The sequence below is a fragment of the Sphingomonas abietis genome (genome assembly GCF_027625475.1).
Taxonomy (GTDB): domain Bacteria; phylum Pseudomonadota; class Alphaproteobacteria; order Sphingomonadales; family Sphingomonadaceae; genus Solisphingomonas; species Solisphingomonas abietis.
Genome location: NZ_CP115174.1, coordinates 1,027,765 through 1,053,424, shown reverse-complemented (window position 1 = coordinate 1,053,424; position 25,660 = coordinate 1,027,765). Strand labels below are relative to the sequence as shown.

Genomic DNA, 25,660 nt, shown 5'->3' with positions numbered 1-25,660 from the left:
CGCGATGCGGATCGTCCGCGGCGATTTCGGCGACCCGCAGGTGGTGGCGCTGCTCGACGTCCATGTCACCACCGCGCGCGCGAAAACCGCGCATGGCAGCGCCCATGCGCTCGACCTGACCGCGCTCCAATCGCCGGACATCGCCTTCTGGACGACGTGGGAGGGCGAGATCTTGCTCGGCTGCGGCGCGCTCAAGCGGCTGTCGGCGACGCACGGCGAGCTGAAGTCGATGCACACCGCGCAGGCCGCGCGGCGGCGTGGTGCCGGTGCTGCGATGCTGGCCCATCTCATCGCCGAGGCGCGGGCGGCGGGCCTGACCCGGCTCAGCCTCGAAACCGGCGCCTGGGATTTCTTCATTCCCGCCCGCGCCCTCTATGCCCGGCATGGCTTCGTCGCCTGCGCGCCGTTCGAAGGCTATAAGCCCGATCCCAACAGCGTCTTCATGACGCAGGAGCTTGGCCCTCAGGCCTGAAAGCGGGTGGCGCGATAGCGCTCCGCATCGATGCCCGCGACCATCGCATCCGGCGTCCGGCCGAGCAGCAGGGCGGCGCCCAGCCTGGCCGCCGCCGGCGCCGTCTGGATGCCGAAGCCGCCCTGCCCGGCACACCAGAAGAAGCCCGGCACCGCCGCGTCGAAGCCATAGACCGGCAGCCGATCCGGCGCGAAGCTGCGCAGCCCGGCCCAGCTGCGCTCGACCCGCTCCACCCGCCAGTCGACCAGCCCGGCCATGCGGTCGATCGCCACCGCGACGTCGATCTCCTCGGGCGCGGCATCGACGGGGAGCGTCGGCGTCTCGTCATGCGGGCTGAGCCAGAGCCGCCCGCCGGCCTCGGCCTTGAAGTAGAAACGCTGGGCGATGTCCATCACCAGCGGCAGCGCCGCCGGCGCGTCCGGCGCGATCCGCAGCTGCGCCATGGTGCGCCGATAGGGGCGGATGCCGAGCGGCCGGGCCTCCGCCAGCCCCGCCACGGTATCCGCCCACGCCCCCGCCGCATCGACCAGCAGATCGGCCTCGATAGTGAGCTGTTCGCCCGCATCGATCCGCCAGCGGCCCCGTTCGCGCGCGGCGAAGCGCAACGGTGCCGAACAGAGCAGCTCCGCCCCCGCCGCCCTGGCGTCGCGCAGATAGAAAGCATGGAGCCCGGCGACGTCGATGTCGGCGAGGCTGTTCTCGCGCACGCCGCGCCACGGCCCGCGCCTGAGCCCCGGCACGGCGGCGGCGATCGTCGGCTCGTCCACCGCTTCGAGCATGATCCCGGTCCCGGCGAAGGCCGCCGCGAACACCTCCAGCTGCGCGAAATCGGCTTCCGCCGCGACATGCAGCCCGCCGCGCCGCCGCAGGAATCCGCCCTCCGACAGGAACGGGCCGGAGGCGCTGGTCAGCGGTTGGACGCCCGGCCCGCCATAGGTCTCCGACCAGAAGGCGGCCGACCGCCCGGTGGCGTGATAGCCCGGCTGCGCCTCCGCCTCGATGATCAGCACCGAGGCATGGGGCGCCACTTCGGCGGCGAGGCTCGCGCCGGCCATGCCGGCGCCGACGATGACCACGTCATAACGCTTCACGGCCGCGGCGCCCGGCGCGCGAGAAAGTCGTCGATGGCGGCGAGTGCGGGCAGCCGGTTGTCGTCCGCCTCGCGCAGCATCTCGTGGCGGGCGGTCGGCAGCAGCCGGAATTCGCCGACGGGCAGGCGCCAGGCGGCCGCTTCGATCGCCGAATCCCGCACCAGCTTGTCGAAGCCGGCGGCCAGCAGCAGCACCGGCGTCGTGACCCGCGCCAGCGCCCCGCGCCGCCCGATCCGACGCGCGCCGGCCATCGCCGCGCCCAGCCAGTTCCAGGTCGGCGTGCCCAGCCCCATGCCCGGCCGCTCGGTCTTCCACCATTGCGAATCCTCGTAGCGCTCGCGGCTGGCGGTGAGGCGGAACTGGCGACGCGGATCGTCGGGATCGTCGGTCCAGGCGGCACGATGGCCCAGCCCGGCGAGGCGTGCCCCGCCGATCAGCATCTGCGCGATCGGGCGCGGGATGAAGCCGGTGTTGAGCGCCAGCATCGGCGCGACCAGCACCAGCGCATCGAGCACCATCCCCCGCTCGGCGCAGGCGCGCAGCGCGACATGGCCGCCCATCGAATGGGCGACCAGCACATGCGGCGCCGGCGTGCGCGCCTTCCAATCCGCCACGAAGGCGACGAGATCGTCGATCAGCGGATCGAAGCTAAGCCGATCGTCGGGCTGGAGCCCTTCCGCGAATCGGCGCGATCCGCCCTGCCCGCGCCAGTCGAATCCCTCGACCGCCCAGCCGCCGCGATGCCAGTGATCGCAGGCCTCCAAATATTTCTCGATGAAATCGGCCCGGCCGGACTGGAAGATCAGGCTCCCCCGCGGTGCCCCGTCCGCCGGCCAGTCATAGGCGCGATGCCGCCAGCCGTCCGCCGCGATCCAGACGGGAAAGCGCATCCCGTCCGGATAGGTCCGGCGGTCGAACTCCGATTCGGGGGGACGTGCGATCGTAGCCATTTTTTCGCTGGTTACGGTTTGGCAAGCGGTGCCGTCTAGAGCGGTCGCCATGCAGATGGCCCTGATCGGAATTTTGACGGGCGGCCTCATCGCCGCGCTGGTCTACGCGATATGGACGGATATCCGTGCGCGGATCATCCCGAACCCCTTGAATGCGGGGATCGCGCTCGCCGCGCCGCTATGGTGGTATGCCTGCGGGACGGCGCCGTGGCCGGGGGTTGCGATCCAGTGCGCGGTCGCCGCGATCGCGCTGCTGATCTTCATGGGTGCGTTCGCGATCGGTGCGATGGGCGGCGGCGACGTCAAGCTCATCGCGGCGCTCGGCCTGTGGCTGGTGCCGCTCGATTTCATGCGGATGATCGTGTGGATGTCGATCGGCGGCGGCCTGCTGACGGTCGGCATGATGGCCTGGCACCGGCTCCGCAAAAACGAGGGAAAACTCGAGATTCCCTACGGTGTCGCGATCGCGGTGGCGACCATACCCATTCTAGCCGAACGATATTTTTACCAATTGGCGCGATGAAGCAGCGTTGAAATTGCAGTTGGGCCTTTAGGGGGCGAAAGACGTCATGGACGGAAAGAAAATCGCATTGCTGGTCGGCGCTTTGTTCGTCGCCGCAGTGACTGCCATCATGGCGAAGAGCATGTTCGGCAGCACCGCCGCGCCGCAGGTCGTCGCCGCGATGCCCGCCGTCCCGACCGGGCCGCTGGTGCTCGTCGCGACCAAGCCGCTGCCGGTCGGCACGATCCTGGGGCCGGACTCGGTGCGCTTCCAGCCCTGGCCGAAGGATCTCGTCGATGGCGCCTATTATGTGCGCGGCGAGGCCAATGTCGATCCGGCCAAGATGATCGGCATGGTCGTCCGCTCCGAGATCACCGCCGGCCAGCCGGTCACCCAGGGCTCGCTGGTCTCGCCGCAGGACCGCGGCTTCCTCGCCGCCGCGCTGACCCCCGGGATGCGCGCCGTCACCGTCTCGGTGAGTGGCGCGTCGGCGGTCGCCGGCTTCGTCTTCCCCGGCGATCGCGTCGACCTGATGCTCACCCAGACGGTGCAGGGCAATGCCAATGGCGGCCCGGCGCTGAATGCGGCGGAGACGATCGTGCGCAACATCCGCGTGCTCGCCACCGACCAGCGCTTCGACAACCAGCCGACGCCCGACGGCAAGACCCAGATCTCGCCGATCAGCATGGTCACGCTGGAGGCGACGCCCAAGCTCGCCGAGGAGCTCGCCGTCGCCCAGAAGCTCGGCACGCTGTCGCTGTCGCTGCGCCCGCTCGCCGACAGCAACCAGGATCTCGAAAAGGCGATCGCCGCCGGCGACCTCCACGTGCCCAACGGCACCGACCCGAAATCCGACCAGAAGATGCTGCTCGATCTCGCCAGCCGCCCGCAGGACGGCAAGGACACGTTCACCACGGGCGGCGAGGTCTCCCGCTTCGCCAGCACCAGCATGAGCGCGGCATCGTCGCCGATGGCGGGGAACGGCGCGCAGACCGCCGCGCCGGCCGGCCCGGTCATCCATATCGCGCGTGGCACCACCGTCACCGATGCGCCCGTGGGGGGTAAGTGAACATGATCCATGATCTGAAGCGCCATGGCGCTGCGGGCACCGCGCTCGCCGCCGTCCTGGTCCTCGCCCTCGCGGCGACGCCGGGCGCGGCGGCAGCCGCCCGCACGCACCCGGCCGCGACCAACGCCGCCAAGGCACGGGCCGCGGCACCGGCGACGGGCATCTCCTCCGGGCAGCTGATCACGCTGTCGACCGGACGCGGCCAGCTGATCACGCTGGCCCGCCCGATGAGCGATCTGTTCGTCGCCGATCCCGCGATCGCCGACGTCCAGGTCCGCTCGCCCACCCGCCTCTACGTGTTCGGCAAAGGCCCCGGCGAGACGACGATCTCGGCCACTGCCAAGGATGGCTCGGTGGTGTTCTCCGCGACCGCGCGGGTCGGCACCAACATGGGCAACATCTCCCAGATGCTGAAGATCGCGATGCCCGATGCCCAGATCGTCGCGACGCCGATGAACGGCGTCGTGGTGCTCACCGGCACCGTCGCCGCGCCCGACGACGTCGAGGAGGCCAGCCGCCTCGTCTCCAGCTTCGTCGGCAAGGACGTGCAGGTCGTCAGCCGCATCAAGACGGCGACGCCGATGCAGGTCATGCTGCGCGTCCGCTTCGCCGAGGTGAACCGCGACTATTCGAAGAATGTCGGCTTCAACATCCTGACCCAGGATACCAGCGGCGGCTTCGGCTTCGGCATCTCGCAGGGCAGCCCGGGCAGCTTCACCAACACGACCAACGCCACCACCGGCCTGACCCAGACGGTGGCGAACCTGGCGGCGGCGGCCAGCGGCACCACCCGCTTCGGCTTTGCCGGCCACCTGCTCGGCCTCGACGTGCTGTCGGCGCTCGATCTCGCCGAGACCGACGGCTATGCCACCACGCTGGCCCAGCCGACGCTGACCGCGCTCTCCGGCGAGACCGCCAGCTTCCTGGCGGGCGGCGAGATCCCGATCCCGGTGCCGCAATATCAGGGCGTCACCACCATCGAATATAAGGAATATGGCGTCAGCCTGTCGTTCACGCCGACGGTGCTGGGCGATGGCCGCATCTCGCTGCGGGTCCGCCCGGAGGTGTCGCAGCTGACCTCGTCCACGGTCAGCATCCAGGGCTACACCATCCCCGGCCTGACGACGCGGCGGGTGGAGACCACCGTCGAACTCGGCTCGGGCCAGAGCTTCGTGATCGGCGGCCTGCTCAACAACAACACCACCAATTCGGTCAACAAGGCGCCGTTCCTCGGCGATCTGCCGATCCTCGGCCAGCTGTTCCGCTCGAACGGCTGGAAGCGCTCCGAAACCGAGCTGATGGTCGTGGTGACGCCCTATCTGGTCAAGCCGGTCAGCGACAACAAGATCGCCTTGCCGACCGACGGCTACCGCATGGGGAATGACGCGCAGGAAATCCTGCTCGATCAGCATTCGGACAGCAAGGCCAGCGCCAAGCGCGCCCGCCCGACAGCGACGCCGCCGGTCACGGCGCCGGCCGTCGGCCCCGGCTTCTCCAGCAATTGAGGATGATCGCCATGGCACACCCCATCCGTTCGCTCGCCACCGCCACCGCGGTCGCGCTGCTCCTCGCCGGCGCTGGCGTCGCCCATGCCGGGACGATCAACCGCAGCGTCGACACCGTGCATCAGCCGGTCGTCAACCGTACCGATTATGTGCTCGACGTCGGCACCACCCCGGCCGGCCTGGCCAGCGGTGAGAGCGAGCGTCTCGCCGGCTGGTTCGACGGGCTCGATCTCGGTTATGGCGACACGATCACGCTCGACGATCCGTCGGGCTGGCGTGGCGGCGCCGCGCAGGATGCGATCGGCGCGATCGTCGCCCGCTACGGGATGCTCGTCACCCGCCAGCCGGCCCCGATCACCGCCGGCCACGCGGCGCGGGGCACGCTGCGCATCGTCGTCAGCCGCGCGGTCGCGAGCGTGCCGGGCTGCCCGGACTACAGCCATGGCAACAGCCCCGAATATAGCGGCGGCGCGACCTCCAACTATGGCTGCGCCACCGCCTCCAACCTCGCTGCGATGATCGCCAATCCGCAGGATCTGGTCGAGGGCCAGCAGGGCGATCGCTCGGGCGACGCCCAGATCGTCGTCAAGGCGATCAAGACCTATCGCGATGCGGCGGCCACCGGCGCCGCTCCCCTGAAGGCCGAGAGCAGCAAGGGAGGCAACTGATCATGAACGCTCCATTCCACCCGCGCTCCGCCACGCTGCGCGATCCGTTCGCGGCGTTCGTCTGCGACGACGCCACCGCCGATGCGCTGCGCCCCGTCGCGATCGAGATGGGCTGGCAGCCCGAGAAGGTCCACAAGGGCGGCCTGCGCAACGCGGTGCAGACGCTCGCCGTCTCGGCCAGCCCGCACATCCTGTTCGTAGATATGTCGGAGAGCGGCGATCCGCTCAACGACATCAACGCATTGGCCGAGGTCTGCGAGCCGGGCACGGTGGTGATCGCCTCCGGCCAGGTCAACGACGTGCGCCTCTACCGCGATCTCGTCGCCAGCGGCATCCAGGATTATCTGCTGAAGCCGTTCAGCGCCGATCAGGCGCGCGAAGCCTTCGCCCACGCCCAGCTCACCCTGTCGGGCCCGCGCGTTACCGAACAGAGCACCGATCGGCCGCACATGATGATCGCGGTGATCGGCGTGCGCGGCGGGGTCGGCGCCTCGACCATCGCCAGCTCGCTGGGCTGGCTGCTCGGCGAGACCGAAGGGCGTTCGACGGCGCTGCTCGATCTCGACATCCACTTCGGCACCGGCGCGCTGGCGTTCGACGTCGAGCCGGGCCGCGGCCTGACCGACGCGATCGAGAATCCGAGCCGCATCGACGGGCTGTTCATCGAGCGCGCGATGGTCAAGACCAGCGACAAGCTGTCGGTGCTGTCGGCCGAGGCGCCGCTCAACCATCCGCTGATCACCGACGGTTCGGCCTTCTACCAGCTTCAGGAAGAGCTGAAGACGGCGTTCGAATCGACCGTGCTCGATCTGCCGCGCCACATGCTGATCCAGCATCCTCACCTGCTGCATGACGTGCAGTCGGTGGTGCTGGTCACCGAGCTGACGCTGGCCGCCGCGCGCGACACCATCCGCCTGCTCTCCTGGCTCAAGGCGAATGCGCCGAGCGCCAACGTGACGATCGTCGCCAACCGGATATTGTCCGGCATCAGCGAGATCAGCCGCAAGGAGTTCGAGGATTCGATCGAGCGCAAGATCGACATGGCCGTGCCCTATGACGCGCGGACCTTCGCCCAGGCCGCCAAGCTCGGCAAGCCGCTCGCCGAGGTCGCCAAGTCGGGCAAGACCGGCGCGCCGATCATCGAGCTCGCCCGCAGCATCAACAGCGCCGTCGAGGCCGGCCCGGACAAGGCCGGCGGCAACGACAAGTCGCTGATCGGCAAGCTCGGCGACCTCAAGGCGCTGCTGCCCAAGCGCAAGACGAAATGACGATCCGACCTGCCGCGCTGCTCGCGGCGCGGCGGATCGGTGGTTCCAAGGACGGGAAGGCGATCGGCTGATGTTTCCGGCACTGCTCATGGCATTCAGCGGCTGCGTTTCGCTCGGCCTGATCCTGCTCGCCTTCTCCGGGCCCAGCGCGGGCAAGGCGAAGTCGCGCCGGATGGAGAGCCTGAAGTCGCGCCATTCCGAGACCGGCGACATATTGGCCCAGGCGCAGATGCGCCGCGTCCTGACGATGCGGGACACGAAGATGGATGGCTATGCCACCCGCTTCCTGCCCAAGCCGGAGATGCTGCGCGTTCGCCTGTCGCAGACCGGCAAGAACTGGACGCTGGGCAAATATTTCATGTTCTGCCTCGGCATCGGGCTGGTCATCACGCTGCTGCTCGCGCTCAAGCATGTGCCGCTGATCATCGCCCTGCTGGTCGGCATCGCCGCCGGCCTCGGCATTCCCCACAAGGTGGTGGGATTCATGATCAAGCGTCGCGTCGGCCAGTTCACCGCGAAATTCCCCGATGCGATCGAGCTGCTCGTGCGCGGCCTGCGTTCGGGCCTGCCGATCACCGAGACGATGGGCGTGGTCGGTGCCGAAGTGCCCGGCCCGGTCGGCGTCGAATTCCGCCTGATCAACGACCGCATCAAGATCGGCCGCACCATGGAGGCGTCGCTCCAGGACACTGCCGATCGCCTCGGCACGCCCGAATTCCAGTTCTTCGTGATCACGCTGGCGATCCAGCGCGAGACCGGCGGCAATCTCGCCGAAACCCTCGCCAACCTCGCCGACGTGCTCCGCAAGCGGTCGCAGATGAAGCTCAAGATCAAGGCGATGTCGTCGGAATCGAAGGCGTCCGCCTATATCGTCGGCTCGCTGCCCTTCTTCGTGTTCGTCACCGTCTGGGTCATGAACCCGAGCTACATGACCGGCTTCTTCCACGAGACCCGGCTCGAGATCGCCGGCGCGCTGGGCCTGACCTGGATGGGCATCGGCGCCTTCATCATGGCCAAGATGGTCAGCTTCGAGATTTGAGGCGGGATAGACGATCATGACACCCACCGGCCACACCTCCATCCTCGGCGTCGATACCGTCCTGCTCGGCACCTTCATGGCCACGCTGGCGGTGATGGCGGTGATGTTCGCGCTCTACACCGCCACCACCGTCCGCAATCCGATGGCCAAGCGGGTGAAGGCGCTGAACGAGCGCCGCGAGCAGCTCAAGCTCGGCATCACCGCCTCCACCTCGAAACGCCGCGCCAAGCTCAATTCGCGCAACGAGGCGACCGACCGGATGCGCTCGGCGCTGTCGAGCCTCAAATTGCTCCAGGAAAGCCAGCTCAAGGCCGCGCAGATCAAGCTGATGCAGGCCGGCATCCGCTCGAAGGACGCCGCCGTCGCGGTGATCTTCTCGCGCATGATCGGGCCGATCGTGCTCGGCGGCATCGCCACCATCGGCGTCTACGGCCTCGGCTGGTTCCCGACCTGGGGGCCGATCAAGCATTATGCCTTGGTCGCCGGCACGCTGGTGCTGTCCTACAAGGGCGCCGACATCTGGCTGAAGAACAAGATCACCAAGCGCTCGGCCGAGATCCGCAAGGGTCTGCCCGATGCGCTCGACCTGCTGGTGATCTGCGCCGAGGCCGGCCTCACCGTCGATGCCGCGTTCAACCGCGTGGCGCGCGAGCTGGGCAAGGCCTATCCCGAACTGGGCGACGAGTTCATGCTCACCGCGATCGAGCTCGGCTTCCTGTCGGAACGCCGCCAGGCCTTCGAGAATCTGGCGATGCGCGTCGCGCTGGATGCCGTCCGCGGCGTCGTCACCACCATGATCCAGACCGAGAAATACGGCACGCCGCTCGCCTCCGCGCTGCGGGTTCTCTCGGCCGAATTCCGCAACGAGCGGATGATGCGCGCCGAGGAGAAGGCCGCCCGGCTGCCCGCGATCATGACGGTGCCGCTGATCCTCTTCATTCTGCCGGTATTGTTCGTCGTCATCCTCGGGCCGGCGGCCTGTTCGATCTCGGATGCCATGTCCGGCGGCAAGATGGGATGATCGATCGGGGCGGCGGGAACGTCGCCCCGGTTTCGTCGGTTCTGCTTCCGTAACAACAGGAGGCGAACCATGGGCTTTACCGCGAACCAGTGGGCGATCCTTGCCCTCGTCCTGATCCTCGGCTGGCTGATCGGCCTGCTCTCGCGCTCGGGCGGCGTGAAATGGCGCCGGGCCTATGAGGAGGAGCGCGTCGCCCGCCAGGCCGCCGAACGCCAGTCGATCGCGCATCGCGAACGCATCGCCGAACTCGAACGCCAGACCGCGCATCCGGTCGGCCCCGGCACCGCCGGCGCGATCGGCGCGGCCGCGGCAGGCCAGCGCGACGACCTCGCGCTGATCGCCGGCATCGGGCGCGACCGCGAGATCAGCCTCAACGACGCCGGCCTCTATCGCTATCGCCAGATCGAGGATCTCTCCACGGCCGACGCGGCGGCGCTGGAAGCGCGGCTCGGCCTGCGCGACGGCACCATCCGCCAAGAGGAATGGCGCGAACAGGCCGCAATGCTGCGCGGCAACGACCTCGATGCGCATCGCACCCGCTATGGCACGCCGGTCTGATTTCTATTTTATAGAAATGTTTTTCCCGATTTTTATCGGTTTTTTAGATCACCAATCGGCGACATGATGTGTCTGTAACGGCCAGCCATCGGGCACGGCCTTGTTGGAGACCCATCATGTCGCAGTCCGCCACGATCACCGCATCTTCCGCCCGTCCGCTTGCCGCGCCCGGCACCGCCGCGCTTCCCGCCATCGGCCGGACCGCAATGGCCGCGATCTTCCTGCTGAGCGGTTTCTCCAAGCTCGCCGCGCCGGCCGCGACGATCGCCTATATCCAGTCGGCCGGCCTGCCCTTCCCGCCAATCGCCTTCGCCGCCGCCGCCGCGACCGAGATATTGGGCGGGCTGGCCCTGGTGCTGGGCTTCCACGCCCGGATCACCGCGACGATCATGACGCTGTTCACGCTGGCGACCGCCTTCGCCTTCCACGACCATCTCGCCGACCAGAGCCAGTTCATCAACTTCTGGAAGAATATCGCGATGGCCGGCGGCCTGCTCCAGGTCGTGGCGTTCGGCGCCGGCGCCTACAGCCTCGACGCGCGGCGCTGAGCATCCTCCTCCGCCCCCGGCCCAAGCCGGAGGCGGGCGAGACGCCTTATTTCGGCTGGGCGGGCGGCGGCGATGCGATCGGGGCCGGGTCTTCCGCCGCGCCGATATCGTCGGCCGGCTTGGCCAGCGGCTCCGGGCCATGCTTGGCGCGCGCCGCAGCGCCGACCGGCTGGGCCGGCTTGTCGTCGGCCGGCGCCGGCGTGATCTTCATCGGCGCCGCCGCGATCAGCAGCGCCGCCGCCGCCAGGGCCATCACCATCTTCATGACTTCACCTTCAAGGCTGCCTGCGCCGCCGCGAGCCGCGCGATCGGCACCCGATAGGGCGAGGCGGAGACATAATCGAGCCCGGTCTTCTCGCAGAAGGCGATGCTCGCCGGATCGCCGCCATGTTCGCCGCAGATGCCGAGCTTGATGCCGGGGCGGGCCTTGCGGCCGCGCTCGGCGGCGATCTCGATCAGCTCGCCGACACCCTCGACGTCGAGGCTGACGAACGGATCCTTCGCATAGATGCCCTGCTCGACATAGGCGCCGAGGAAGCGCGCCGCGTCATCGCGCGAGACGCCGAGCGTGGTCTGGGTGAGGTCGTTGGTGCCGAACGAGAAGAAGGCGCCGACCTCGGCGATCTCGCCGGCCCGCAACGCGGCGCGCGGCAGCTCGATCATCGTGCCGACCAGATAGTCGAGCGTGCGGCCCTTCTCGGCGAACACCGCCTGGGCGGCGCCGTCGATCACCGCCTTCATCAGCTCCAGCTCGCGCGCGGTCGCGACCAGCGGCACCATCACCTCGGGGATCGGCGCCGCGCCGCTCTGCTCGGCGACGTCGCACGCCGCCTCGAAGATGGCGCGGGCCTGCATCTCGTAGATTTCGGGATAGGTGACGCCGAGCCGGCAACCGCGATGGCCGAGCATCGGGTTGAACTCGTGCAGCTCCGACGCGCGCTGCTTGAGCGCCTCGACCGACAGGCCGGTGGCGTTGGCGACCTCCTGGAACTCGGCCTCCTCATGCGGCAGGAATTCGTGCAGCGGCGGATCGAGCAGCCGGATCGTCACCGGCAGCCCGGCCATGATCGCGAAGATCGCGGCGAAATCGGCGCGCTGCTCGGGCAGCAGCTTGTCGAGCGCGGCACGGCGGCCCTTCTCGGTCTCGGCGAGGATCATCTGGCGCACCGCGGTGATCCGCCCCGCCTCGAAGAACATATGCTCGGTGCGGCACAGGCCGATGCCCTCGGCGCCGAAATCGCGCGCGGTCTGGCAATCGAGCGGGGTTTCGGCATTGGCGCGCACCTTGAGGCGGCGGACCTTGTCGGCCCACACCATCAGCGTGCCGAAATCGCCGGCCAGCTCGGGCTGCACCGTCGCCACCTCGCCGGCCATCACCTCGCCGGTCGAGCCGTCGATGGTGATGACGTCGCCTTCCTTGAACTCACGCGCCGAAGAACCGGAGCCGACGCGCATCCGCTTGGCCTTGCCCTCGATCGCGAGCGTGCCGGCGCCGGAGACGCAGGGGCGGCCCATGCCGCGCGCCACCACGGCGGCGTGGCTGGTCATGCCGCCGCGCGCGGTGAGGATACCCTTGGCGGCGTGCATCCCATGGATGTCCTCGGGCGAGGTCTCGACGCGGACCAGGATCACGCTGTCGCCGCGCTCGGCGCGCTGCTCGGCGGTCTCGGCGTCGAACACGATGAGGCCGGAGGCGGCGCCCGGCGAGGCCGGCAGGCCCTTGGCCACCACGTCGCGCGGGGCCTCGGGATCGAGCGTCGGGTGGAGCAGCTGGTCGAGCGCCAGCGGATCGACCCGGCCGATCGCCTCCTCCTCGGTGATCAGGCCTTCGCTCGCCATGTCGACCGCGATCTTGAGCGCCGCCTTGGCGGTGCGCTTGCCGGAGCGGGTCTGGAGCATCCAGAGCTTGCCCTCCTGCACGGTGAACTCGATGTCCTGCATGTCGCGATAATGCGTCTCGAGCAGGTCGAACACCTTGGCGAGCTCGGCATAGACGACCGGCATCGCCTCTTCCATCGACGGCGCCTTGGCGCCGGCCTCGTCCTTGGCGGCCTTGGTCAGATATTGCGGGGTGCGGATGCCGGCGACGACATCCTCGCCCTGGGCGTTGATCAGGAACTCGCCATAATAAGCCCGGTCGCCCTTGGAGGGATCGCGGGTGAAGGCCACGCCGGTCGCCGAGGTGTCGCCCATATTGCCGAACACCATCGCCTGCACGTTGACGGCGGTGCCCCAGCTGCCGGGAATGTCGTTGAGCCGGCGATAGACCTTGGCCCGCTCGGACTGCCACGAGCCGAACACCGCGCCGACCGCGCCCCAGAGCTGCTCATGCACGTCCTGCGGGAAGGGCTTGCCCCACTGATCCTCGACAAGGCCCTTATAGACCGTCACCAGCGCCTTCCAGTCGTCGGCGCTGAGGTCGGTGTCGAGATGGACGCCCTTGTCCTCCTTGGCGATCTCCAGCGCCTCCTCGAAGGCGCCATGATCGAGTTCGAGCACGACGTCCGAATACATCTGGATGAAGCGGCGATAGCTGTCCCACGCGAAGCGCTCGTCGCCCGAGCCCTGGGCCAGCCCCGCGACGGTCTCGTCGTTGAGGCCGAGGTTGAGCACCGTGTCCATCATCCCCGGCATCGACGCGCGCGCGCCGGAGCGCACCGAGACCAGCAGCGGGTTCACCGCATCGCCGAACAGCTTGCCGGTGATCCCCTCGATATGGGCGAGGCCCTCGGCCACCTCGGCGCGCACGCTGTCCGGGAAGGCGCCGCCCTCGTCATAATAGCGGGTACACATGGCGGTGGAGATGGTGAAGCCCGGCGGCACCGGCAGGCCGATCGAGGCCATCTCGGCGAGGTTGGCGCCCTTGCCGCCGAGCAGGTTGCGATCACCCGCCCCGCCATCCGATACGCCGCCGCCGAAGCGATAGACATATTGCGCACCATCCGTTTGCCCGGCCCCCTCCGCATCCGTGTTGAACTTGGCAGCGGAGAGGACAGTAGCCACGAATCTTATCCCTCGATTTTGGAGAAGTCCGCTACCTTGTGCATCGCAGCACGCAATTTTTCAAGCAATGCAAGCCGAGTGGAGCGTTTGATGTCCTCAGACGAATTCACGGTGACGTCTTCGAAGAAGGCATCAATTGTCGGACGAATTATTGACAACGCAGTCATCGCACCGGCGAAATCCTCGCTCTCGATTGCAGTTTCCGCGACCGGCAATTGCGTATCGAGCATTTCGGCGAGCGCGGCTTCGGCGGCATCGGGGGTGTAGGAGAAGCCGGCAAAGGGCGCGATCGCCGCGCCGCCCTTCTTGGCCTCGGCGCGCAGGATGTTGGCGGCGCGGCGATAGCCGGCGAGGAGGTTGGCCCCCTCCTCGGTCTCGACGAACGCCTGCAACGCCTTCACGCGGGCGAGCAGGCGGACGAGATCATCCTCGCCGCCGAGCGCGAACACCGCGTCGATCAGATCGTGGCGGACACCGGCTTCGCGCTGCTGGACCTTGAGGCGGTCGGCGAAGAAATCACCCAGACGTTTTTCAATGTGCTCGTAGAAGACTTTCTCGAACTTACTCAGATCGTCACCGCACGCTTGCAGCAGCACTCGCTCCAATCGGAAACGCAGAGCATTAATGAGAATGATAGAAATCACACCCAATGCGGCACGCCGGAGCGCAAAAGGATCTTTGGAGCCGGTAGGGACTTCGCCGATCAAGAAAAATTGAGCCAAACTATCCAGCTTGTCCGCCAGCGACACCGCGACCGTCACCGGCGCGGTCGGGACGTCGTCGCCCTGGCCGACCGGCTTGTAGTGATCGCGGATCGCGTCGGCGACCGCATCGGGCAGGCCTTCGGCGCGGGCATGATAGCCGCCCATCACGCCCTGCAATTCGGGGAACTCGCCGACCATCCCGGTGACGAGATCGGCCTTGCACAACTGCGCGGCGAGCTCCGCCTGGTTTGCCAATTCTTCCTTGTGCTCCTGCGAAAGCAGGAGCCCAGAGCCGGCTTGGGCTTCGTGGCCCTGGGTTCCTGCTTTCGCAGGAACACTGGATGGCACGATCCCCTCCTCCACCAGCCAGCGCGCCAGCTTCGCCACGCGCGCCACCTTGTCGGCGACGGTGCCGAGCTTTTCGTGGAAGACGATCTGGTTCAGCTTCTTCGCCTGATCCTCAAGCCGGATCTTGAGATCCTGCTCCCAGAAGAAGCGCGCATCGGCGAGCCGCGCGGCCAGCACCTTGGCGTTGCCGGCGACGATCGCCGCACCGCCGTCCGACGCAAGGATGTTCGCGGTACAGACGAAGGCGGGCGCGAGATGCCCCTCGCCATCGGTGCAGGCGAAATATTTCTGGTTGGTCCGCATGGTGAGCTGGATCACCTCGCGCGGCACCGCGAGGAACGCCGGATCGAAGGTGCCGAGCAGTGGCACCGGCCATTCGGTGAGCCCGGCATTCTCGTGGACCAGCCCGTCATCCTCGACCAGCACGAAGCCGGCGGTGGCGGCGGCCTCCTCGGCCTCCTCGCGCACGATCAGCCGGCGCTCGCGATGATCGACGATGACATGCGCGGCGCGCAGCGTCTCGGCATAGTCGGCGGCGCTGGCGATCGTCACCGGGCCGTCGTGCAGGAAGCGGTGCCCCGCCGTCGTCCGCCCGCTGGCGATGCCGGCGACCTCGATCGGCACGATCTCGTCGCCATAGAGCGCGACGAGGCCCTGCAACGGCCGCACCCAGCGCGGGCTCTCGGTGGAGGAGGACGCCGCGCCCCAGCGCATCGCCTTCGGCCATGGGAAGGCGCGGATCACCGCGGGGATCGCTTCCGCCAACACCTCGGCGGTCGGGCGGCCCGGCTTCTCGATGACCGCGAACAGCACGGCATTGCCCTTGGCGTCGGTGCGCTCGACCAGCTGCTCGCGGGTCAGCCCGGTCTTGCCGAGGAAGCCGGCGAGCGCCTGCGCCGGCGCGTCGGCGCGCGGGCCTTTCAGCTCTTCGGACACCGCCTCGGTCGCTGCCGGCAACCCCTTGGCGATCAGCGCCAGCCGGCGCGGCGTCACGAAGCTCTCGATATGGTGGGCCTTGAGGCCGGACTTGGCGAGTTCCGCCTCGAACAGCCGCGCGAGATCGGCGGACGCCTTCTCCTGCATCCGTGCCGGAATTTCCTCGGAGAGGATTTCGAGGAGAAAATCGCTCATGCCACCCACCCCGGAAACCGTGCTTCCCATTCGGGCGTGTTCTTCTCGATCCAGCTCGCGCACGCCCCCTTCGCCAGATCGCGGACGCGGCCGATATAGGCCTGCCGCTCGGCCACCGAGATCACGCCGCGCGCCTGCAGCAGGTTGAAGCTGTGGCTGGCCTTGATCGCCTGCTCATAGGCCGGCAGCGGCAGCTGCGCGTCGAGGCAGGACTGGCACTCGGCGGTCGCCTTGCGGAAGGCGTCGAACAGCGCCTCGGTGTTGGCGATCTCGAAGTTGTACTTCGACATCTGCTTCTCGTTTTCGAGGAAGACGTCGCCATAAGTGACGCCCTCATCGTTGAACTTGAGGTCATACACCCGGTCGACGCCCTGGATATACATGGCCAGCCGCTCCAGCCCGTAGGTCAGCTCGCCCAGCACCGGCTTGCAGTCATAGCCGCCGACCTGCTGGAAATAGGTGAACTGGGTCACCTCCATGCCGTCGCACCAGACCTCCCAGCCGAGCCCCCAGGCGCCCAAGGTGGGGCTTTCCCAGTCGTCCTCGACGAAGCGGATGTCGTGGAGCAGCGGATCGATGCCGATCGCCTTCAGCGAACCCAGATACAGCTCCTGGAGGTTCGGCGGCGACGGCTTCAGCACCACCTGATACTGGTAATAATGCTGGAGCCGGTTGGGGTTCTCGCCATAGCGGCCGTCGGTCGGCCGGCGCGAGGGCTGGACATAGGCCGCCTTCCACGGCTGCGGCCCGAGCGCGCGCAGCGTCGTCGCCGGATGGAAGGTGCCGGCCCCCATCTCCATGTCATAGGGCTGCAGGATCAGGCAGCCATGATCGCTCCAATAGTCATGGAGGGTGAGGATCAGGCGCTGGAAGCTCAGGGGTTCGGGCGTGTCGGACATGGCAGAGCCTCTGACGCAGCGCTTTGGCGCGGTCAAGCAAACGGCGCCTCCAGAGGACACTTGTACAGGACCAAGGCGGGTGTAGGACAGGCCCATGAGACTGACCCGCTTGCACGCTGTTTTCGCTGCCTTCCTCGCCCTGCTCCAGCCCGTCTTGCCCGCCGCCGCCGCGGCCCGCGCCGAAAGCGCGCGGGGCCACGCCGCCCATCCGGCGCTGTGGCGGCTCCAGAAGGGGCCCTCCACCATCTATCTGTTCGGCACCATCCACGCGCTGCCGCCGCATTTCGACTGGGAGACGCCGGCGATCCAGGCGGCGCTCACCAGCGCCGACCGGCTGGTGCTGGAGGCGGTGATCGATCAGGATCCGACCAAATCGGCCGCCGCCCTGTTCCGCATGGGCATGGCGCCCGGCCCGGTGCCGCCGCTCGCCGATCGGGTCGATCCGCAATATCGCGATCGCCTCGCCGCGATGGAGAAGAAGAGCGCGGTGCCCGCCGCCACGCTCGACAAGATGAAGACCTGGGCGGCCGGCTTGGTGCTGTTCGGCACCACCATCCAGACCCTCGGCGTCAGCTCGGCGGACGGGGTGGAGGAGCATCTCAAGGCCCAGTTCCGCGCCTCCGGCAAGCCGATCGAGGGGCTGGAGACGCTCGACCAGCAGCTCGGCTTCTTCGACACGATGAGCGAGGCGCAGCAGCGCGAGTTCCTGCAGGGCGTCACCGATCAGAATGCCGACGACGTCGCCGATTTCGGCAAGATGCTGGGCGCCTGGGCGCATGGCAACGAAAAGGGCATCGCGGCGAGCTTCGACAAGGACATGAAAAAGTCGGACGCGCTGCGCACCGTGCTGATCGCGCGCCGCAACGCCCATTGGGCGGACGCGCTGGTCGCCCGGCTGGCGATGCCCGGCACCCAGTTCGTCGCCGTCGGCGCCGGCCATCTGGTCGGCAGCGACTCGGTGCAGGCGATGCTGGCCAAGCTCGGCTACAAGGCGGTGCGGGTGGAATAAGCCACCACCGCTTGCCGAATCTCCCAATCTCCCCTATGCGCGCCCGCTTGCCGTGCAGGGTCATCCCTGGAGGCTTGTTCGGCATGAAACACTTGAACATTTGGAGATATGAGCGATGAGCGATCAGCTGACGCTGTCCGCAGAGCCGCGCGATCGGGCTGGCAAGGGAGCCTCCCGTCATCTGCGCCGCGAAGGACGCGTGCCCGCCGTGATCTACGGCGACAAGAAGGATCCGATCTCGATCAGCGTCAACGAGCGTGAGCTCGCCAAGCTGCTCGGCACCGGCCATTTCATGAACTCGGTGGTGATGATCGACGGCATCGACGCCACGATCCGCACGCTCCCCAAGGACGTGCAGTTCCACCCGGTTTCCGATCGCCCGCTCCATGTCGATTTCTTCCGCATCGGCGAGCACAGCACCGTTCACGTCAACGTGCCGCTGGTGTTCGAGAATGAGGAAGCCTCGCCGGGCATCAAGCGCGGCGGCGTGCTGTCGATCGTCCGTCACGAGGTCGAGCTGGTCGTCGATGCGGCCCAGATCCCCGACGAGATCAAGGTCGACCTGACCGGCATCGAAGTCGGCGATTCGATCCACATCTCGGCCGTGACGCTGCCCCAGGGCGCGCACTGGGCGATCGAGGATCGCGACTTCACCATCGCGACGATCACCGCCCCGTCGGCGCTGAAGTCGTCCGAAGGTGCCGCCGAGGGCGATGCCGAAGGCGCCGAGGCCTAAGCCTGTTCCCCGTCCGCGCGGCCCGGGTCGCGCGGACGGACTGCCTGCCAGGAGACCCATCGATGCAACTCTGGGTCGGGCTCGGCAATCCGGGCGCGCAATATGCGCTGCACCGCCACAATGTCGGCTTCATGGCGGCCGACGCCATCGCCGAGACCTATGATTTCTCGCCCGAGAAAAAGGGCTTCCACGGCTGGGTCCGCGAAGGCCGGGTCGGCACCGACAAGATCCTGCTGCTCAAGCCCGCCACCTTCATGAACGAGAGCGGCCGCGCCGTCGGCGACGCGCTGCGCTTCTACAAGCTCACCGAAGGCGACGTCACCGTCTTCCACGACGAGCTCGACCTGCTGCCGTTCAAGGTCAAGGTGAAGACCGGCGGCGGCACCGCTGGCCATAACGGCCTGCGCTCCACCGAGGCGCATATCGGCAACGCCTTCCGCCGGGTCCGGCTCGGCATCGGCCATCCCGGCCACAAGGATCGGGTGTCGGGCTATGTGCTGGGCAATTATGCCAAGGCCGAGATCGACCCGCTGGCCGACATGCTCGGCGCGATCGCCGCCGAGGCACCGCGGCTGGCCGCCGGCGACGATGCCCGCTTCATGAACGACGTGGCGCTCCGGCTCGCGGATTAGAACTTCGTCCGTGCTCCTGCGAACGCAGGAGCCCAGGTGAAAGCACTGCCACGTCTGAAGCCCTGGGCTCCTGCCTGCGCAGGAGCACGGATGGTCATGCCTTGCGTCTCGTCGCCGACCACATCGCCGCTTGCGCCGCCCCCGGCGCGGTATAGGCTGCGCCCCAGGGGGACAGCGGCATGACCAGCGAGACGGAACGACCCTTCGGCTTCTGGACCGCCACTGCGCTCGTCGTCGGCGGGATGATCGGCACCGGCATCTTCATGCTGCCGGCCAACATCGCGCCGTTCGGCTGGACCGGCCTGATCGCGTGGGGCGTCAGCATCGGCGGCGTGCTCGCCATCGCCTATGCGCTCGGCACATTGGCGATGGCGATGCCGGAGGAGACCGGCGCGGTCGCCATCACAAGCCGGGTGCTGGGCACCCTGCCCGGGGTGCTCAACGGCTGGAGCTACTGGGTGTCGTGCTGGGCGGCGAGCGCGATGCTGGCGCTGGGCGCGACCAGCTATTTGTCGGTGCTGGTGCCGGCGATCGCGACCACGCCGCTCGCCGGCGCGCTGACCGCGGTGGCGCTGCTCTGGCTGATCACCCTGCTCAACCTGGCCGGCGCGCGGATCGCCGGGCAGTTCCAGATGATCACGACGCTGCTCAAGCTGCTGCCGCTGCTCGCGGTCGTCGTCATCGTGGCGCTGCTCGCCATGTCCGGCCGCAGCCAGCTGCCGCCCCTCCCCGCGCCATCGACCGCGCTGAGCGGAATCGGCGCCGCGATCACGCTGACCATGTTCACGCTGGTCGGCTTCGAGGCGGCCGGCGTCGCCTCCGAGCGGGTCCGCGATCCGGGGCGCAATGTGATCCGCGCGACGATGGTCGGCACCGCCATCGCCGGGCTGCTCTATGTCGTGGTGAGCTGCGGCATCGTCTTCTCGCTGCCCACCGCCGCCGTCGCCGCCTCCAACGCGCCCGTCGCCCTGTTCATCGAGACCTTCTGGGGCCATGGCCCCGCATTGCTGGTCGCCGCCTTCGCGGTGATCTCGGCGGTCGGCGCGCTCAACTGCTGGATCCTGATCCAGAGCGAGGTGCCGCTCGGCATGGCCCGCGCCGGGCTGCTGCCGCGCTGGTTCGGCAGGGTCTCGGCGCAGGACGTGCCGGTGCGGACGCTGCTGCTGTCGACCGCGCTCGCCAGCCTGCTGGTGCTGTGCAATGCCAGCAAGTCGCTCGGCGGCATCTTCACCTTCATGGCGCTGCTGACCACCTCGACGGCCCTGTGGTTCTATCTCGCCCTCTGCGTCGCCGCGCTGGTGCGGCGGGTGGCGATGCCCGCCGCCGCGATCGGCCTGCCCTTCACCTTATGGGCGATGTGGGGGGCCGGCATCGCGGTCAGCGCGCTCGGCCTCGCGCTGACGCTGACCGCGCTGCCGCTCTACTGGCTGCGCCCGCGCGGCGCGTCCGGGGCGGGCCGCGCCGATCGCCGCCCCCCGGCGCCCCCACCTATTGCCGCGTAGCCTCCCCCATCATCGCCTGGGACGGGCTGAGCCCCTGCTGGGTCAGGAAATCGTTGAGCCCGGCGACCAGCCCCTGCGCCGCCGGGCCGGTCAGCGCGAGCCGCGCGACGACGATCCGCTCGACCAGCGGCGGGGTATGGCTGTGATCGCACCGCGCGCTCTCCAGCGTCACCACGAACATGCCATGGAAATTGGCGCAGCCGGCGATGCCGGTGACGAACACCTCACCCAGCAGGCTGTTGTCGATGAGCGGCACCTGCGGCGGGGTCGCCGGCTTGATGGGAACATATTGCATGGGCATGTCCTTTCGGGGGAAGAGCGGACGGCGTGACCCCGCCGGTCGAGCCCGGCTGGTCGGGCGGCGGTGCCACCGGTCGCAGCAGGGTCCACATCACCCAGCCGATCATCGGCCTGTCCGGGTATCGATCGGCGCCGGGCCGATCGGATGAGGCGGGAGGTCCGTCACGTCGACTGTTGTAGATATGCAACATGTCAATAAAATTTCGCGACATTGCAGCGGCACATCTCGATCGAAATGTTCGGGCCGCGCGGCGCCCGCCCGGCTGCCCGATGCCGGCATCCCGCCCGGTCGCCGCCGCGTCATCACGCCACCGCTGGCCTAACCGGCCGCCAGCCGCTATTGGGCCGCACGACCGGGCGCCACGCCCTTCCGAAGCACGATCAAGGTACGCACATCATGGGTTTCCGCTGCGGCATCGTCGGCCTGCCTAACGTCGGCAAGTCGACCCTCTTCAACGCGCTGACCGAGACGGCCGCGGCCCAGGCCGCCAACTATCCCTTCTGCACGATCGAGCCGAATGTCGGCCAGGTCGCGGTGCCCGATCCGCGCGCCGACAAGCTCGCCGCCATCGCCGGCTCGGCCAAGATCATCGAGACCCAGCTCGGCTTCGTCGACATCGCCGGGCTGGTGCGCGGCGCGTCGAAGGGCGAAGGGCTCGGCAACCAGTTCCTCGCCAACATCCGCGAAGTCGATGCGATCATCCATGTGCTGCGCTGCTTCGAGGGCGAAGTCACCCATGTCGAGGGCAAGGTCGATCCGATCGCCGATGCCGAGACGGTCGAGACCGAGCTGATGCTCTCCGATCTCGAGAGCCTGGAACGCCGCGTGCCCAACCTCGCCAAGAAGGGGATGCAGGGCGACAAGGACGCCAAGGCGCAGGCGGCCGTGCTGGCGCCGGTGCTCGATCTGCTGCGCGAGGGCAAGCCCGCCCGCCTCGGCCGGCCCAAGGCCGATCCGGAAGAGATCGCGATCTTCGAGCAGGCGCAGCTGCTGACCGGCAAGCCGGTGCTCTATGTCTGCAATGTCGAGGAAGGCTCGGCGGCGGACGGCAATGCGCTTTCCGCCCGCGTGTTCGAGAAGGCGGCGGCCGAGGGCGCCGTCGCGGTCGTCGTGTCGGCCGCGATCGAGGCCGAGATCGCCACCATGGCGCAGGAGGATCGCGGCGAGTTCCTGTCCGACCTCGGCCTCACCGAGACCGGCCTCGCCCGCGTGATCCGCGCCGGCTACGAACTGCTCGACCTGATCACCTTCTTCACCTGCGGCCCCAAGGAGACGCGGGCGTGGACGCTGGCCAAGGGCAGCAAGGCCCCGCAGGCGGCGGGCGTGATCCATTCCGATTTCGAGCGCGGCTTCATCCGCGCCGAGACGATCGCCTATGACGACTATGTCGCCTTCGGCGGCGAGACCGGCGCGCGCGACAACGGCAAGCTGCGCTCCGAAGGCAAGGACTATGTCGTCCACGACGGCGACGTCCTGCTGTTCCGCTTCAACGTCTGACGGCCGGGGCGGCCGGCGCGCCGCCCCTCTCCCTCCCGCCGGTTGGGCACTCCGTTGCGATCTGCTACGCAGGGGCAAAAGGAGAGAGACATGCCCTATCTGGAGGATTTCGCGGTCGGCGACACGCGCGCGTTCGGCCGCTACGAGGTGACCCGCGACGAGGTGCTCGATTTCGCGCGGCGCTGGGATCCGCAGCCCTTCCACCTCTCGGACGAGGGCGCCGCCGACACCCATTTCGGCACGCTCTCGGCGAGCGGCTGGCACACTGCCGCGATGACCATGGCGATGACCGTCGCCGAGCAGGGCAAGACCGACGGCGGCAGCCTCGGCGCCGCCGGGATCGACAATCTGCGCTGGCTGAAACCCGTCCGCCCCGGCGACGTGCTGCGCGTCGAGAGCGAGGTGATCGAGGTCCGCCCCTCCGAGAAACGCCCCGGCATGGGATCGGTGCGCAGCCGGGTGACGGTGCTCAACGACCATGACGAGCCGGTGATGCGGTTCGAGCCGATCGCGCTGTATCGGACGCGCGCGCTGTAGCGGCGCGCAAGCTCTGCCGAAGCACCGCCGACTATTCGCATGATCGAACAGGGAAACCGATTGCGATTGAGGCGTTACGGCCCCGTCATGAGGGAGATTGAAATGAAGAACAAGTTCGCGCTGCTTGCCATGCTGGCGATGACCGCCGCCCCGGCGGTGATGCCCACCGCTGCGAATGCGCGGGATTATCATCGTGGCTATCATCATAGCTATCATGGTCGCGGCGGCTATTATCGCCATCGCTGCGGCGGCGGCAACGGCGCGGTCGGCACGATCGCCGGCGGCGTCGGCGGCGCGCTGATCGGCAATGCGCTGGGCGGCGGCACGCTCGGCACGGTGGCCGGCGGCGTCGGCGGCGGCCTGCTCGGCCGTCATCTCGACAAGACCCACACCCGCCATCGCCGCGGCTGCTGATCGCGCCGGAGATCGTCCATCCGTCCATGCCCCTCCCGTCGCACCGGGAGGGGCATAAAATGGCGGGACAAGATGGCGGCCGCCGCCTGCCGCCGGCCCCTTCCCCCGATCGCCGTCATCGCGACGGGCCGGTCGACCGCGCCCGGATCAGGCGCCCCGGATCAGGCGCCCCGGATCAACCAGACGAGGCCCCGCGCCCGACATAGTCCCGCGAGAATGCCCGGCCGGCCAGCCACGTCGTCGCCGCGCTGCGCGAGATGAAGAAGCCGTGGAAGCGCGCCTCGAGCACGCGGCGCATCTGCATCTTGGCCAGGCTGTTGGGCACCAGCATGGCGATCGCGTCGCCATCGCGATACAGGCCCAGCGTCGCGGTCGCGATCAGCTGGGCGACGTCCGCTTTCTGAACGCCGCTTTCGGTCATGTCGACGAACGCCGACACCGGCAGGCCGGCGGCATGAATGCGCCGGATGATCTGCTTCCAGTCGTCGAAGAAGGCGGTGGCTTGCGGGAACGACCAGAAGCCGTTGCCATAGACGCATATCTTGCCGGTGCCGACGTCGAACTGGACCGACATCTCGCCGGCCATGCCCGGCTCCTGATTGATATGCTCTCGCTTTTCCACAATGGACTCTACTGGTTCGGCAACGCTCCACCACGCTTTGCGGAAGGCCGTTAACAGAGTCCCCGGCCGCCTTCGCGGCGGCGGGATTTTGCGACTAAAGTTATGGTGCGGAGCAGTTTCCTGCGCGTCCGCCGACGCGCGCGGCGGGTCGGGGACGCCGCCGCCGTCGCGCTCAGTCGCCTTCGAACGCCACTAGGGTCGTCACCGCCACACCCTCGGCGCGGAGCCTGTCGGCGCCGCCGAGATCGGGCAGGTCGATCACGAAATGGGCACCGATCACCTCGGCACCGGCCTGGCGGAGCAGCCGGACGGCGGCGAGCGCGGTGCCGCCGGTGGCGATGAGATCGTCGACCAGCAGCACCCTCTGGCCGGGGACGCACGCATCCTCATGCATCACCACCCGGTCGGTGCCATATTCCAGCGTGTAGTCGACCCCGATGGTGGCGCCGGGCAGCTTGCCGTCCTTGCGGATCAGGACGAGGCCCTTGCCCATGTGCGCGGCCAGCGCCGACGAGAAGATGAAGCCGCGCGCCTCGATCCCGGCGATCAGGTCGATGCCGTCCGGCGCCGCCGCCGCCAGCCGCTCGATCGAGGCCTGGAAGCCCTTCGCGTCGAGCAGCAGCGTGGTGATGTCGCGGAACTGGATGCCCGGCTTGGGGAAATCCGGGATGGTGCGGATGAGCGCGGCGAGATCGGCGTTGGCGGTGGCGGCGGTGATGGCGCTGGTCATGGCGCGCCTCCTCGCAGGATGGGCCGCGAAATTCAATCCTCCGTGCCCCGCGCGCCCGCTCAGTGCGTCTTGCCGTGCCAGATGTTGCGGTAGGCGCCGAACGCCAGCAGCGTCGCCAGGATCAGATAGGCGACCACCGCCACGCCGGTGCGCTTGCGATCCTCCATCTTCGGTTCCGCCGCCCACATCAGGAAGGCGGAGACGTCCTCGGCCATCTGCTCGCGGGTGGCCTTGGTGCCGTCCGCATAGGCGACCTGATCGTCGGCGACGAGCGGCGGCGGCATCGCGATGTTGAGATTGGCGAAATAGGGATTGAAATGGAGCCCCGGCGGCGTGGTGAAATCGGGGAAGGCCGTCTTCAGCGCCGGCGGCACGTCCCGATAGCCGGTGACGAGCGAGGCGATATAGGCCGGGCCGCCCTCGCGCGCCTTGGCGAGCAGGCTCATGTCCGGCGGCAGCGCATTGTTGTTGGCCGCGCGCGCCGCGATCTCGTTGGGATAGGGGCTGGGGATCGTGTCCGACGGCAGCGACTTGCGGGTGGCCGGCTCGCCGGTATCGGGGTTGAGCGACGGCGTCTCGATCGCCCAGCCCTTGGCCAGCGCCTTCACCTCCGGCTTGGAGAAGCCGATCCCGCCGAGATCGCGGAACGCCACCAGCCGCATCGAATGGCAGGCCGAGCAGACCTCCTTATAGACCTGGAAGCCGCGCTGGAGCTGCTGGTTGTCGTAGCGGCCGAACGGCCCGTCGAAGCTGTAATGGATCGCGCGCGGGGCGCGGTGGAACGCCTCGGCGGCGCTCGGCACCACCGGCGTGTGGGGGGTCGTCAGCACCGCCCAGAGCAAGGCGCAGACGAAGGCGAGGCCAACCAGCGGCGCGATCAGCGGGGCGAAAAAGCGGAGCATCA

The 25,660-nt window shown here is 68.4% G+C and carries 27 protein-coding genes; 17 read left to right on the top strand and 10 right to left on the bottom strand.

All coding sequences use genetic code 11. The features are described from left to right. The first annotated feature begins 4 nt into the window (after nt 1–4). Nucleotides 5–472 carry a GNAT family N-acetyltransferase gene (locus PBT88_RS05045; protein WP_270078130.1) on the top strand — a complete coding sequence of 156 codons (468 nt, stop codon included), beginning with the start codon at nt 5–7 and terminating at the stop codon, nt 470–472. On the opposite strand, the gene PBT88_RS05040 is transcribed toward PBT88_RS05045, so the two are convergent. Together PBT88_RS05040 and PBT88_RS05035 are read right to left on the bottom strand one after the other, a co-directional pair. Beyond that, a complete protein-coding gene (locus tag PBT88_RS05040) occupies nt 463–1,563 on the bottom strand; it encodes an NAD(P)/FAD-dependent oxidoreductase (RefSeq protein ID WP_270078129.1) in 1,101 nt (366 codons plus the stop codon). The two genes, PBT88_RS05045 and PBT88_RS05040, sit on opposite strands and share 10 nt — an antisense overlap. Continuing rightward, entirely contained in the window at nt 1,560–2,453 is an 894-nt protein-coding gene (locus PBT88_RS05035) for an alpha/beta fold hydrolase (protein ID WP_270078128.1), read from the bottom strand. The genes PBT88_RS05040 and PBT88_RS05035 overlap by 4 nt, the downstream gene beginning before the upstream one ends. 109 nt (nt 2,454–2,562) lie before the next feature. Between PBT88_RS05035 and PBT88_RS05030 the strand changes: the two genes are divergently transcribed. From PBT88_RS05030 to PBT88_RS04990, 9 genes are all read left to right on the top strand, one after another. Further along, on the top strand, nt 2,563–3,036 hold the full coding sequence (locus PBT88_RS05030; RefSeq protein ID WP_270078127.1) for an A24 family peptidase: 474 nt from the start codon (nt 2,563–2,565) through the stop codon (nt 3,034–3,036). A 46-nt stretch (nt 3,037–3,082) separates the two neighbouring features. Continuing rightward, the gene (gene cpaB, locus PBT88_RS05025) at nt 3,083–4,084 is read left to right on the top strand and encodes a Flp pilus assembly protein CpaB (protein ID WP_270078126.1); all 1,002 of its coding nucleotides are present in this window, start codon (nt 3,083–3,085) and stop codon (nt 4,082–4,084) included. Nucleotides 4,085–4,086: 2 nt separating this feature from the next. Beyond that, complete coding sequence (locus PBT88_RS05020; RefSeq protein ID WP_270078125.1) at nt 4,087–5,589, top strand: type II and III secretion system protein family protein; 1,503 nt, start codon at nt 4,087–4,089, stop codon at nt 5,587–5,589. An 11-nt stretch (nt 5,590–5,600) separates the two neighbouring features. Beyond that, nucleotides 5,601–6,257 (top strand): CpaD family pilus assembly protein, encoded by a 657-nt coding sequence (locus tag PBT88_RS05015; protein ID WP_270078124.1) that lies wholly within the window; start codon nt 5,601–5,603, stop codon nt 6,255–6,257. A gap of 2 nt (nt 6,258–6,259) precedes the next feature. Then, entirely contained in the window at nt 6,260–7,525 is a 1,266-nt protein-coding gene (locus PBT88_RS05010; RefSeq protein WP_270078123.1) for an AAA family ATPase, read from the top strand. 88 nt (nt 7,526–7,613) lie between these two features. Continuing rightward, complete coding sequence (locus PBT88_RS05005; protein ID WP_270078122.1) at nt 7,614–8,564, top strand: type II secretion system F family protein; 951 nt, start codon at nt 7,614–7,616, stop codon at nt 8,562–8,564. A 16-nt stretch (nt 8,565–8,580) separates the two neighbouring features. Beyond that, nucleotides 8,581–9,585, top strand: a complete 1,005-nt coding sequence (locus tag PBT88_RS05000) for a type II secretion system F family protein (RefSeq protein ID WP_270078121.1) — start codon at nt 8,581–8,583, stop codon at nt 9,583–9,585. Nucleotides 9,586–9,654: 69 nt separating this feature from the next. After that, nucleotides 9,655–10,143 (top strand): hypothetical protein, encoded by a 489-nt coding sequence (locus tag PBT88_RS04995; RefSeq protein ID WP_270078120.1) that lies wholly within the window; start codon nt 9,655–9,657, stop codon nt 10,141–10,143. Between the two features lie 116 nt (nt 10,144–10,259). Next, nucleotides 10,260–10,691: a DoxX family protein gene (locus tag PBT88_RS04990; protein ID WP_270078119.1), complete on the top strand. Its 432-nt coding sequence runs from the start codon at nt 10,260–10,262 to the stop codon at nt 10,689–10,691. A 46-nt stretch (nt 10,692–10,737) separates the two neighbouring features. Here PBT88_RS04990 and PBT88_RS04985 read toward each other — a convergent pair whose 3' ends face one another. From PBT88_RS04985 to PBT88_RS04970, 4 genes are all read right to left on the bottom strand, one after another. Further along, complete coding sequence (locus PBT88_RS04985; protein ID WP_270078118.1) at nt 10,738–10,956, bottom strand: hypothetical protein; 219 nt, start codon at nt 10,954–10,956, stop codon at nt 10,738–10,740. Continuing rightward, on the bottom strand, nt 10,953–13,568 hold the full coding sequence (gene ppdK, locus PBT88_RS04980) for a pyruvate, phosphate dikinase (protein ID WP_270079182.1): 2,616 nt from the start codon (nt 13,566–13,568) through the stop codon (nt 10,953–10,955). The genes PBT88_RS04985 and ppdK overlap by 4 nt, the downstream gene beginning before the upstream one ends. Before the next feature lie 131 nt (nt 13,569–13,699). After that, nucleotides 13,700–15,877 (bottom strand): glycine--tRNA ligase subunit beta, encoded by a 2,178-nt coding sequence (gene glyS / locus PBT88_RS04975; RefSeq protein ID WP_270078117.1) that lies wholly within the window; start codon nt 15,875–15,877, stop codon nt 13,700–13,702. Then, complete coding sequence (locus PBT88_RS04970; RefSeq protein WP_270078116.1) at nt 15,874–16,776, bottom strand: glycine--tRNA ligase subunit alpha; 903 nt, start codon at nt 16,774–16,776, stop codon at nt 15,874–15,876. The genes glyS and PBT88_RS04970 overlap by 4 nt, the downstream gene beginning before the upstream one ends. A 94-nt stretch (nt 16,777–16,870) precedes the next feature. Here PBT88_RS04970 and PBT88_RS04965 point away from each other — a divergent pair, with 94 nt between their 5' ends. The 4 genes from PBT88_RS04965 (at nt 16,871) to PBT88_RS04950 (ending at nt 20,655) form a co-directional block, all read left to right on the top strand. After that, on the top strand, nt 16,871–17,785 hold the full coding sequence (locus PBT88_RS04965) for a TraB/GumN family protein (RefSeq protein WP_270078115.1): 915 nt from the start codon (nt 16,871–16,873) through the stop codon (nt 17,783–17,785). 115 nt (nt 17,786–17,900) lie between these two features. Further along, the gene (locus tag PBT88_RS04960; protein WP_270078114.1) at nt 17,901–18,521 is read left to right on the top strand and encodes a 50S ribosomal protein L25/general stress protein Ctc; all 621 of its coding nucleotides are present in this window, start codon (nt 17,901–17,903) and stop codon (nt 18,519–18,521) included. Between the two features lie 62 nt (nt 18,522–18,583). After that, a complete protein-coding gene (gene pth, locus PBT88_RS04955; RefSeq protein ID WP_270078113.1) occupies nt 18,584–19,153 on the top strand; it encodes an aminoacyl-tRNA hydrolase in 570 nt (189 codons plus the stop codon). A gap of 179 nt (nt 19,154–19,332) precedes the next feature. Next, nucleotides 19,333–20,655, top strand: coding sequence for an APC family permease (locus PBT88_RS04950; protein ID WP_270078112.1), 1,323 nt, complete (start codon nt 19,333–19,335; stop codon nt 20,653–20,655). On the opposite strand, the gene PBT88_RS04945 is transcribed toward PBT88_RS04950, so the two are convergent. Continuing rightward, a complete protein-coding gene (locus PBT88_RS04945) occupies nt 20,642–20,950 on the bottom strand; it encodes a hypothetical protein (protein WP_270078111.1) in 309 nt (102 codons plus the stop codon). The genes PBT88_RS04950 and PBT88_RS04945 overlap by 14 nt on opposite strands. Nucleotides 20,951–21,352: 402 nt before the next feature. Between PBT88_RS04945 and ychF the strand changes: the two genes are divergently transcribed. From ychF to PBT88_RS04930, 3 genes are all read left to right on the top strand, one after another. Beyond that, nucleotides 21,353–22,453, top strand: coding sequence for a redox-regulated ATPase YchF (gene ychF / locus PBT88_RS04940; protein WP_270078110.1), 1,101 nt, complete (start codon nt 21,353–21,355; stop codon nt 22,451–22,453). Between the two features lie 90 nt (nt 22,454–22,543). Continuing rightward, nucleotides 22,544–22,990 (top strand): MaoC family dehydratase, encoded by a 447-nt coding sequence (locus PBT88_RS04935; RefSeq protein ID WP_270078109.1) that lies wholly within the window; start codon nt 22,544–22,546, stop codon nt 22,988–22,990. A 102-nt stretch (nt 22,991–23,092) separates the two neighbouring features. Further along, nucleotides 23,093–23,404 (top strand): hypothetical protein, encoded by a 312-nt coding sequence (locus PBT88_RS04930; protein WP_270078108.1) that lies wholly within the window; start codon nt 23,093–23,095, stop codon nt 23,402–23,404. A 175-nt stretch (nt 23,405–23,579) separates the two neighbouring features. On the opposite strand, the gene PBT88_RS04925 is transcribed toward PBT88_RS04930, so the two are convergent. The 3 genes from PBT88_RS04925 to PBT88_RS04915 form a co-directional block, all read right to left on the bottom strand. Continuing rightward, a complete protein-coding gene (locus tag PBT88_RS04925; protein ID WP_270078107.1) occupies nt 23,580–23,990 on the bottom strand; it encodes a hypothetical protein in 411 nt (136 codons plus the stop codon). A gap of 208 nt (nt 23,991–24,198) precedes the next feature. Then, complete coding sequence (locus PBT88_RS04920) at nt 24,199–24,756, bottom strand: adenine phosphoribosyltransferase (RefSeq protein WP_270078106.1); 558 nt, start codon at nt 24,754–24,756, stop codon at nt 24,199–24,201. Between the two features lie 59 nt (nt 24,757–24,815). Then, nucleotides 24,816–25,658, bottom strand: a complete 843-nt coding sequence (locus tag PBT88_RS04915) for a cytochrome c1 (RefSeq protein WP_270078105.1) — start codon at nt 25,656–25,658, stop codon at nt 24,816–24,818. Nucleotides 25,659–25,660 lie beyond the last annotated feature (2 nt).